Origin of the sequence: Arthrobacter sp. B10-11 (genome assembly GCF_033142195.1) — a bacterium.
Classification (GTDB): Bacteria; Actinomycetota; Actinomycetes; order Actinomycetales; family Micrococcaceae; genus Arthrobacter; species Arthrobacter oryzae_C.
In genome coordinates this window covers 690,081-700,218 of the sequence record NZ_JAWMTH010000003.1, presented here as the reverse complement: position 1 = coordinate 700,218, position 10,138 = coordinate 690,081, and the positions used below count along the sequence as shown (strand labels likewise).

The 10,138-nt window shown below is 64.4% G+C and carries 7 protein-coding genes and 2 rRNA genes; 8 read left to right on the top strand and 1 reads right to left on the bottom strand.

Annotated features, from left to right (window positions below; translation table 11 throughout):
- Both RW112_RS13120 and rrf read left to right on the top strand, forming a co-directional pair.
- Nucleotides 1-2,484, top strand: a 23S ribosomal RNA gene (locus tag RW112_RS13120); the annotation flags it as partial.
- 220 nt (nt 2,485-2,704) lie between these two features.
- A 5S ribosomal RNA gene (gene rrf / locus RW112_RS13115) occupies nt 2,705-2,821 on the top strand.
- Between the two features lie 643 nt (nt 2,822-3,464).
- Here rrf and RW112_RS13110 read toward each other — a convergent pair.
- Nucleotides 3,465-4,376 (bottom strand): hypothetical protein, encoded by a 912-nt coding sequence (locus RW112_RS13110; protein ID WP_317782175.1) that lies wholly within the window; start codon nt 4,374-4,376, stop codon nt 3,465-3,467.
- Nucleotides 4,377-4,430: 54 nt separating this feature from the next.
- Between RW112_RS13110 and RW112_RS13105 the strand changes: the two genes are divergently transcribed.
- From RW112_RS13105 to recN, 6 genes are read left to right on the top strand one after another with little or no spacing between them, the layout of a single operon-like run.
- The gene (locus RW112_RS13105; RefSeq protein WP_317782174.1) at nt 4,431-5,321 is read left to right on the top strand and encodes a hypothetical protein; all 891 of its coding nucleotides are present in this window, start codon (nt 4,431-4,433) and stop codon (nt 5,319-5,321) included.
- 6 nt (nt 5,322-5,327) lie between these two features.
- The gene (locus tag RW112_RS13100; RefSeq protein ID WP_317782173.1) at nt 5,328-6,320 is read left to right on the top strand and encodes an HAD-IIA family hydrolase; all 993 of its coding nucleotides are present in this window, start codon (nt 5,328-5,330) and stop codon (nt 6,318-6,320) included.
- Nucleotides 6,321-6,342: 22 nt separating this feature from the next.
- Nucleotides 6,343-6,543: a hypothetical protein gene (locus tag RW112_RS13095; RefSeq protein WP_317782172.1), complete on the top strand. Its 201-nt coding sequence runs from the start codon at nt 6,343-6,345 to the stop codon at nt 6,541-6,543.
- Nucleotides 6,544-6,545: 2 nt separating this feature from the next.
- Nucleotides 6,546-7,358, top strand: coding sequence for a TlyA family RNA methyltransferase (locus RW112_RS13090; RefSeq protein ID WP_317782171.1), 813 nt, complete (start codon nt 6,546-6,548; stop codon nt 7,356-7,358).
- Nucleotides 7,359-7,371: 13 nt separating this feature from the next.
- Entirely contained in the window at nt 7,372-8,394 is a 1,023-nt protein-coding gene (locus RW112_RS13085; protein ID WP_317782170.1) for an NAD kinase, read from the top strand.
- Between the two features lie 3 nt (nt 8,395-8,397).
- A complete protein-coding gene (recN, locus tag RW112_RS13080) occupies nt 8,398-10,137 on the top strand; it encodes a DNA repair protein RecN (RefSeq protein ID WP_317782169.1) in 1,740 nt (579 codons plus the stop codon).
- Nucleotide 10,138 lies beyond the last annotated feature (1 nt).

The window sequence follows — 10,138 nt, the reverse complement described above, 5'->3', positions numbered from 1 at the left end:
GTGACGGCGTGCCTTTTGAAGAATGAGCCTGCGAGTTAGTGTTACGTCGCGAGGTTAACCCGTGTGGGGCAGCCGTAGCGAAAGCGAGTCTGAATAGGGCGTTGCAGTGGCGTGATCTAGACCCGAAGCGAAGTGATCTACCCATGGCCAGGTTGAAGCGACGGTAAGACGTCGTGGAGGACCGAACCCACTTCAGTTGAAAATGGAGGGGATGAGCTGTGGGTAGGGGTGAAAGGCCAATCAAACTTCGTGATAGCTGGTTCTCCCCGAAATGCATTTAGGTGCAGCGTTGCGTGTTTCTTACCGGAGGTAGAGCTACTGGATGGCTAATGGGCCCTACAAGGTTACTGACGTCAGCCAAACTCCGAATGCCGGTAAGTGAGAGCGCAGCAGTGAGACTGTGGGGGATAAGCTTCATAGTCGAGAGGGAAACAGCCCAGACCACCAACTAAGGCCCCTAAGCGTGTGCTAAGTGGGAAAGGATGTGGAGTTGCGAAGACAACCAGGAGGTTGGCTTAGAAGCAGCCATCCTTAAAAGAGTGCGTAATAGCTCACTGGTCAAGTGATTCCGCGCCGACAATGTAGCGGGGCTCAAGTACACCGCCGAAGTTGTGGCATTCACATTTTATCCAAGCCTTTGTGGTTCAGGAGTGTGGATGGGTAGGGGAGCGTCGTGTGGGCAGTGAAGTCGCGGTGTAAACCAGCGGTGGAGCCTACACGAGTGAGAATGCAGGCATGAGTAGCGAAAGACGGGTGAGAAACCCGTCCGCCGAATGATCAAGGGTTCCAGGGTCAAGCTAATCTGCCCTGGGTAAGTCGGGACCTAAGGCGAGGCCGACAGGCGTAGTCGATGGACAACGGGTTGATATTCCCGTACCGGCGAAAAACCGCCCATGCTGAACAGGGGATACTAACTGCCCGAGACCTGCCCGACACCCCTTGTGGGTGAAGGGTTTTGGTGGAGCGCGGGACCTGATCCTGGGAGGTAAGCGTATTAACAGGTGTGACGCAGGAAGGTAGCCGAGCCGGGCGATGGTTGTCCCGGTCCAAGGATGTAGGGCGAACGGTAGGCAAATCCGCTGTTCATGATGCCTGAGACCTGACGGGACCCCCGTATGGGGGGATTCGGTGATCCTATGCTGCCTAGAAAAGCATCGACGCGAGGTTTTAGCCGCCCGTACCCCAAACCGACACAGGTGATCAGGTAGAGAATACTAAGGCGATCGAGAGAATTATGGTTAAGGAACTCGGCAAAATGCCCCCGTAACTTCGGGAGAAGGGGGGCCCCAACCTTGAACACCACACGCTGGTGGGAGGGGATCGGGGCCGCAGAGACCAGGGGGAAGCGACTGTTTACTAAAAACACAGGTCCGTGCGAAGTCGCAAGACGATGTATACGGACTGACTCCTGCCCGGTGCTGGAAGGTTAAGAGGACCGGTTAGCCGCAAGGCGAAGCTGAGAATTTAAGCCCCAGTAAACGGCGGTGGTAACTATAACCATCCTAAGGTAGCGAAATTCCTTGTCGGGTAAGTTCCGACCTGCACGAATGGAGTAACGACTTCCCCGCTGTCTCAACCATAAACTCGGCGAAATTGCAGTACGAGTAAAGATGCTCGTTACGCGCAGCAGGACGGAAAGACCCCGAGACCTTTACTATAGTTTGGTATTGGTGTTCGGAGTGGCTTGTGTAGGATAGGTGGGAGACGTTGAAGCCCGGACGCCAGTTCGGGTGGAGTCATCGTTGAAATACCACTCTGGTCACTTTGGACATCTAACTTCGGCCCGTAATCCGGGTCAGGGACAGTGCCTGATGGGTAGTTTAACTGGGGCGGTTGCCTCCTAAAAAGTAACGGAGGCGCCCAAAGGTTCCCTCAGCCTGGTTGGCAATCAGGTGTCGAGTGTAAGTGCACAAGGGAGCTTGACTGTGAGAGAGACATCTCGAGCAGGGACGAAAGTCGGGACTAGTGATCCGGCGGTACATTGTGGAATGGCCGTCGCTCAACGGATAAAAGGTACCTCGGGGATAACAGGCTGATCTTGCCCAAGAGTCCATATCGACGGCATGGTTTGGCACCTCGATGTCGGCTCGTCGCATCCTGGGGCTGGAGTAGGTCCCAAGGGTTGGGCTGTTCGCCCATTAAAGCGGTACGCGAGCTGGGTTTAGAACGTCGTGAGACAGTTCGGTCCCTATCCGCTGCGCGCGCAGGAAATTTGAGAAGGGCTGTCCTTAGTACGAGAGGACCGGGACGGACGAACCTCTGGTGTGTCAGTTGTACTGCCAAGTGCACCGCTGATTAGCTACGTTCGGATGGGATAACCGCTGAAAGCATCTAAGCGGGAAGCTCGCTTCGAGATGAGATTTCCATACACCTTGTGTGTGAGAGGCCCCCAGCCAGACCACTGGGTTGATAGGCCGGATGTGGAAGCGAGGACTAACGACTCGTGAAGCTGACCGGTACTAATAGGCCGATAACTTACACCACACACCACCCCTGTAAACGAACTTCAAAAGCGTTTACAACCAACGGGTGGTAAAAAGATAACAAGACTGCTTGCGTCCACTATGTGGTTCCCAAACAACAAACCCGCCACCCGGCGGCAACGTTGCTTGAGGTACCGACAACTGAATAACAACACCACAATGTTGTAACCACACAGATTTCCCACCACAGTGCCCAGGCACCGATGGTGTGGAGCAAGGGTTACGGCGGTCATAGCGTGGGGGAAACGCCCGGTCCCATTCCGAACCCGGAAGCTAAGACCCACAGCGCCGATGGTACTGCACCCGGGAGGGTGTGGGAGAGTAGGTCACCGCCGGACAACCATTAAAGCTCAGGCCCCGACAAGGAATGTCGGGGCCTGAGCCATTTAACACCCGCTCCCGGGACCCTCTCTCACATCCTGCAACGAATCCCGGGACCCTCTCTCACATCCTGCAACGAATCCCGGGACCCTCTCCCAGTACCCGCACCACTCCAGGGACCCTCTCCCACCCGGACCGGGACCCGGCACACCCCGACCGGCCCGCCCGCCGTCGAACGCCGGCCCAGGAACTGAGAGAGCGTGCCGGGGAAACCCGGCAGGAACTGCGGGAGCGTCCGGCGGAAACCCGGCAGCAAGTGAGAGAGCGTCCGGCGGAAACCCGGCAGCAAGTGAGAGAGCGTCCGGCGGAAACCCGGCAGGAACTGCGAGAGCGTCGCAGGGGGGGGCGGAACGCTTGCTGTGCCGGCCGGGCCCGGACGTTTGAACGACCATAGCTTCAGGCTGCCCGATGCCGCCGGTTGGATTCTGTGGTCCTTGTGAGGCTTGCCACGAGAGCCGCTCAGGGGGCTGGGCAGTTAGTTCGTGAGCGGTGACTCGCCTAGAATTGCATGAGATGTACGGACTTCGAAGCGCTTTATTTCGGGTTGCGTAGGATAACGAAACACGGATAAGAGCGGCTGCGATTGCGCCAGTGGTCGGCTCACAACAGGAGGAATCCAACATGGCTGAGCACAACGGCGGAAATCGAAGCGGAAAAGACCGCGGCAGTTCTGGAGGCAGCCGGCCCTCGGGCGGTGGGCCCTTCCGCCCATCGAATAACTCCGGCGGAGACCCCCGCGGATTCCGCGCCAGGGATGACCGCGGTGATCGTCCGTCGCGTGAAGGCGGCGGGGAGCGCCGCAGCTTTGGTGCCGGTGACCGTGACCGGAAGCCGTTCGGCGCCGGTGGCGATCGTGACCGGAAGCCGTTTGGTGACCGTCCGCGCCGTGAGGGCGACGGCGAGCGTCGGAGCTTTGGTGCCGGCGATCGTGACCGGAAGCCGTTCGGCGCCGGTGGCGACCGCGACCGTAAACCGTTCGGTGATCGTCCGTCGCGTGAAGGCGGCGGGGAACGCCGCAGCTTCGGCGGCGGCGATCGTGACCGGAAGCCGTTCGGCGCCGGTGGCGATCGTGACCGGAAGCCGTTTGGTGACCGTCCGCGCCGTGAGGGCGACGGCGAACGTCGCAGCTTTGGTGCCGGCGATCGTGACCGGAAGCCGTTTGGTGACCGTCCGCGCCGAGAAGGCGACGGCGAACGCCGCAGCTTCGGCGGCGGCGATCGTGACCGGAAGCCGTTTGGTGACCGTCCGCGCCGTGAGGGCGACGGCGAGCGTCGTTCCTTTGGCGGCGGGGACAACCGCAAGCCATTCGGTGACCGCCAGGAGCGCGCGCCCCGGAGCTATGACCGAGGCGAATCGGGCCCGCGCGACTTCGGACGCGACCGCCCCGAGGACCGTCCCGCACGTGTCCCCAACGCCCGCGACCTGCGCAGCGCCAACCGCCCGGACCGTGAGCGTTCCCCCGAGATCGACGACGACGTCACGGGACAGGAACTGGACCGCGCCACGAAGCACGAGATCAAAACCCTCGAGCCGAAGAGTGCGGAGTGGGTCGCACGCCACCTGGTGATGGCCGGCCGACTCATCGACGAAGAGCCGGAACTCGCATTCCAGCACGCACTGGCAGCCAGCCGCCGCGGCGGACGCCTGTCTGCAGTCCGCGAGGCAGTGGGCCTGACCGCCTACGCCGCGGGACACTACGGCGAAGCCCTGCGCGAGTTCCGCACCTACCGCCGGATCAGCGGCTCCAACGTGCACCTGCCCGTCATGGCCGACTGTGAACGCGGACTGGGACGCCCGGACCGTGCCCTGGATGTGGCACGCTCCGAGGAAGCCAACGACCTGGACGCCCCGGGCAAGGTTGAACTGGCCATCGTGGCTGCCGGTGCCCGCACGGACCTCGGCCAGTTGGATGCGGCCGTTGCCGAACTTGAAATCGCCCAGCTGGACATCAACCGCGCTTTCTCCTACAGCCCGCGGCTCTTCCGCGCCTACGCGGACGCTCTCGCGGCTGTGGGCCGTACTGAGGAATCCGCCAAGTGGCAGCGGCAGGCGGTCGTCGCGGAAAACGCACTCGGTCTCGGTGCCGACGAGGAGCCGGACATCATCGACCTCGGATGGGACGAGGAAGAAGAAGCCCGCGAGGAGGAAGCACGCCGCCGCCTGCTTGCGCAGCAGAAGGCCGACAGCACACCCGCCCCGGCGCCGGGGGTCCGCGACGACAGCGAGTCCGCCGTCGTCGAGGCGGCAGCATCGGACGCGGCCGCCGACTCAGCCGTCGATGAAGGCTCCGACGACGCTGAAGCGGATTACTTTGAGTCCGACGACGCCGAATCCGACCAGGACTCCGTGGAGACGGACGAGCTCGAGGAAGATGAACTCGCAGGGGGCTCCGTCGCGGACGAAACCCACGATGCCGGCGATGCGGACGACGCACAGCCTGGCCGCGAAAGGGAATAACTGCGCATGAGCGGTGCTTCATTGATTTCGAGGTTCGATGCCCTGCTGTCAGACCTTGACGGAGTTGTTTATGCCGGACCCCACGCCATCCCGGGCGCCATAGAGGCATTGCGGCAGCTCGCCGGAATCGACGTCGGGCTTGGCTACGTGACCAATAACGCGTCCCGGACGCCCGCGCAGGTGGCTGCCCATTTGCGTGAGCTTGGAGCGCCGGCCGACGACGAGCAGGTGGTCAGTTCCTCGCAGGCTGCCGGCGAGCTGCTGGCGGGCCTCCTTCCGGCCGGCGCGCGGGTCCTGGTGACAGGGAGCCCGGCGCTGGCGCATGAGGTGGAACTTGTGGGACTGACACCCGTCCGCAGCGCCCAGGACAATCCTGTGGCGGTGGTCCAGGGGTTCAACCCCGAGATCGGCTGGAAAGACCTCGCCGAAGCCTCGTACGTCATAGCCGGCGGTGCCCTCTGGGTAGCCACCAACACGGACATGTCCATCCCGCAGGCCCGCGGTATCGCTCCGGGGAACGGGACCCTGGTGGCGGCCGTTGCAGCGGCCACCGGGCAGAGGCCGCTGGTGGCGGGAAAGCCCGAGGCGCCGCTGTTCCGCACTGCCGCCAGGCGGCTCACGTCCGACCGGCCGCTCGTAGTGGGCGACAGGCTGGACACCGACATCCTCGGCGGGAACAATGCCGGGTTCGCCACCGTGGCAGTGCTCACCGGCGTCGATACCCGGGAATCGATCCTCGCCGCCCGGACGGCCGAGCGGCCGGACTACCTGATCAATGACCTCAGCGATCTGCACCGCCCGTACCCGTCCGTGGAAGAGCACGACGGCGGCGCGTTCCGTTGCGGTGCGTCCTCCGCCGTCGTGCGTGGTGAAGCCGTGCGAATCACCGGGGTGCCTGAGGACCTGGACTCGTGGCGTGCGGCCTGCTCGGCGTGGTGGACGGCCAATCCGGACGCAGACGCTGCGCTGGCGCCGGCCATCGAGTGGCTGACGCGCTGAGCCGACTCATTAGACTGGGAACATGACTGAGCTGAACAACTTACCGGAAGCCGGCGACGGCGGGAGCCCGGTCGGGGACGCTTCAGTTGACGCTGTGCTGGCACGCCTGGACAACCTCCAGGCGCTGCCCGTCGAACAGCACGCGGAGGCATACTCGGCCCTTCACGATGCACTGCTGGACGCACTGAACGAGGACAATCCTTCGGCTGCGGGTGACGCCTGAGGATGGCAAGGCTTGACCAAATGCTCGTTTCCCGGGGGCTGGCGCGATCCCGCACGCATGCGGCGCGCCTGATTGCGGAAGGCAAAGTCAGCTCAGACGGCGCAGTGCTGGCCAAAGCGTCCCATCAGGTAGACGAGCTCACGCCCCTTGACGTTGCCGATGACGGGCAGGACACGTATGTCAGCCGGGCCGGCCATAAACTGGCCGGGGCACTGGACGCCTTCCCGGACGTCACCGCGGAGGGAAAGCGCTGCCTGGACGCCGGGGCGTCCACCGGCGGCTTCACTGAGGTCCTGCTGAGGCGCGGCGCGGACCATGTGGTGGCGGTCGACGTCGGACACGGCCAGCTGGTTCCCCAGCTCAGGAACGACCCCCGCGTCTCGGTGCACGAAGGCCTGAACGTGCGCTACATGACTCCGGACTCGATCGGCGGCCCCGCAGCGCTGACGGTCGCTGACCTGTCGTTCATCTCGCTGACCCTGGTCATGGTTCCGCTGGCTGCATGCACGCATCCCGGCGGGAACCTGGTCCTGATGGTCAAGCCGCAGTTCGAGATCGGCAAGGACCGGCTGGGCCGCACCGGCGTGGTTAATTCCGAGCGTGAACGCCGGATGGCGGTGGAAAAAGTCGCCAATGCGGCACTGGACGCAGGGCTGGAATTGCACGGTCTCGCGGCGAGCCCCTTGCCCGGCCAGGACGGAAACGCCGAATACTTCCTGTGGATAAGGCGGAGGATGACCCCGGACTTGCCTAAGATCGAAGAGCGGGACGCAGCCGTTGCTGTGTTGCTCGGAACAATCTGGCCGAACCACTAGAAAGCGGAACCCGATGAGCAGGCGTGTACTGGTCCTTGCCCACACCGGCCGCGAGGAATCACTGAAGGCTGCCTGGGAGGCGTGCATCCAACTGCACGCCTCAGGCATTGTTCCAGTGATGCAAAAGTCCGAACTTGAAGACATGGAGGGGTTTTTCGGCCGGCTCGATGACCCCGTGGAAATCCTCCACGACCACATCCAGCTCCCCGACGTCGAGCTGGTCATGGTCCTTGGCGGCGACGGCACCATCCTCCGAGCCGCCGAGCTGGTCCGGGAAGTGAACGTCCCGCTGCTCGGCGTCAATCTGGGCCACGTGGGGTTCCTTGCCGAGAGCGAGCGGGCCGACCTGGCGCAGACCGTTGAATGGATCGCCAGCCGCGACTACACGGTGGAAGAACGGATGACCATCGACGTCCAGGTCTGGGTCCGCGGACAAAAAATCTGGCACACCTGGGCTCTGAACGAGGCCGCCATCGAAAAAGGCAACCGGGAACGGATGCTGGAGGTGGTGACCGAAGTGGACGAGCGTCCGCTGACATCGTTCGGCTGCGACGGCGTGGTCCTGGCCACGCCCACCGGGTCGACCGCCTATGCCTTCTCGGCAGGCGGCCCGGTGGTTTGGCCGGAAGTGGAGGCCTTGGTGATAGTCCCCATCAGCGCCCACGCGCTGTTCGCCAAGCCGCTGGTGGTCTCCCCGCGGTCCAGGCTGGCAGTAGAGGTCCTGAACCGGACGGACGCCCAGGGAGTCTTGTGGTGTGACGGGCGGCGTTCCGTGGACCTGCCGCCGGGCGCCCGCGTTGAGGTGACCCGCTCCGCCACCCCGGTGCGGCTTGCACGGACGCACCAGACGCCGTTTTCGGCGAGGCTGGTCCGCAAGTTCCAGCTGCCCATCCATGGGTGGCGCGGCCCCATGCCGCAATCCGAGTCCGTCCATACCGGGCCCGTACCCATCATCCGTACCCCCAGGCCGATGGCGCCGCCTGCGGGTCCCCGGCACGCCGGGACGTCCGAGACTGATCCGACGACTGCGAAGTGAATCATGCTTGAAGAACTGAGAATCCGCGACCTCGGCGTCATCACCGACGCAACCCTCCCGCTGGGCCCAGGCCTCAGCGTGGTGACCGGCGAAACCGGCGCCGGCAAGACCATGGTGGTCACCGCCGTCGGACTCCTCCTGGGTGCCCGCTCCGACGCGGGCGCCGTGCGCAGCGGGGCGAAGAGCGCGTCGGCGGAAGCCGTCCTCAAGCTCGACGCCGGCCACGCGGCCGTGGCGCGTGCGCTGGAGGCCGGTGCAGAGGTGGAGGAGTTCGACGGCGGCGCTGAACTGATCCTTGCCCGCCGCCTGGGTGCGGATGGACGCAGCCGTGCCTACCTCGGCGGCCGCGCCGCCCCGGTGGGGGTCCTCGCGGAGATCGGCGAAAGCCTGGTGGTGGTCCACGGCCAGTCGGACCAGATCAGGCTGAAGGGGGCGCTTGCGCAGCGCGGTGCCCTGGACAAGTTTGCCGGCGACGCCCTGGCCGATCCGCTGGGCACGTACCAGGCTCTTTACAGCCACTGGAAGTCCACCCAGACGGAGCTGGACACCCTGCGCAGTGCTGCCCGGGACAGGCTGCGGGAGGCGGAATCACTGGAGATCGCCCTCGCTGAGATCGACGACGTGGACCCGCAGCCGGGCGAGGACGAGTCGCTCAAGGCCGAGGCCGTGAAACTGGCCAACGTGGAAGAACTCAGGATTGCGGCAAATACCGCGCACCAGGCGCTCATCGCCGAGGACTACGGTGACGACGGTGACGCCACCACCCTGGTGGACGCGGCAAAACGGACACTGGAACATGTGGCCGAGCATGACGCCGAACTCGGCTCGGCGGCCGCACGCCTCGCCGAGGTGGGCTTCCTGCTGAACGACATCGCAACGGAACTGGCGAGCTATCAGGCCGGCCTGGATTCGGAAGGCCCGGAGCGGCTGGCGGAAATCGAGGACCGGCGGGCCGCCCTGGCCAAACTGGTCCGCAAGTATGCCCCCAGCATCGATGAGGTCCTGGTGTGGGCAGAGAATGCGCGTGTCCGGTTCGACGAACTGCAGGACGACTCCACCAGGATCGAGGCGCTCGATACGGAAGTCGCCCGGACGGAGGCTGAGCTCAAGAAGCAGTCCGCCGCCATCAGTAAAATCCGGGGCAAGGCCGCCAAGGACCTTTCGGCGCGGGTCAGCGCCGAACTGAAGGCCCTTGCCATGGCCGACGCGACCCTGGTGATCACCATCGAGCCGGCCGCGCAGCTTATGCCCTACGGCGCGGATGAGATCTCGTTCCTGCTCCAGCCGCACTCCGGTGCCCCCGCGCGTCCCCTGGGCAAGGGCGCCTCAGGCGGTGAACTGTCCCGGGTGATGCTCGCCATCGAAGTGGTGCTCGCCGCAGTGGACCCGGTGCCCACCTTTGTGTTTGACGAGGTCGACGCCGGCGTGGGCGGGCGGGCCGCCGTCGAGATCGGCCGCCGGCTGGCCATGCTGGCCCGGCACGTGCAGGTCTTGGTCGTCACGCACCTGCCGCAGGTCGCCGCGTTCGCGGACCAGCACATCACCGTCACCAAGACCTCGGTCAGGGGCGCCGACGGCGGCACGGCCACCGGGTTCACGTCCAGTGATGTGCGGCTGCTCGACGGACCCGGGAGGGTCAAGGAGCTCGCCCGGATGCTGGCCGGACAGGAAGACTCCGAAACTGCGCAGGCCCACGCCCAGGAGCTGCTGGACGACGCCAAGCTGCTGCCGCAGCGGGCCTGAG

Bases quoted from the DNA above. Each gene is read 5' to 3' on its own strand.
- recN (WP_317782169.1), top strand. From the start codon at position 8,398: ATGCTTGAAGAACTGAGAATCCGCGACCTCGGCGTCATCACCGACGCA.
- RW112_RS13105 (WP_317782174.1), top strand. From the start codon at position 4,431: ATGGCCGGCCGACTCATCGACGAAGAGCCGGAACTCGCATTCCAGCAC.
- RW112_RS13095 (WP_317782172.1), top strand. From the start codon at position 6,343: ATGACTGAGCTGAACAACTTACCGGAAGCCGGCGACGGCGGGAGCCCG.
- RW112_RS13100 (WP_317782173.1), top strand. From the start codon at position 5,328: ATGAGCGGTGCTTCATTGATTTCGAGGTTCGATGCCCTGCTGTCAGAC.
- RW112_RS13090 (WP_317782171.1), top strand. From the start codon at position 6,546: ATGGCAAGGCTTGACCAAATGCTCGTTTCCCGGGGGCTGGCGCGATCC.
- RW112_RS13085 (WP_317782170.1), top strand. From the start codon at position 7,372: ATGAGCAGGCGTGTACTGGTCCTTGCCCACACCGGCCGCGAGGAATCA.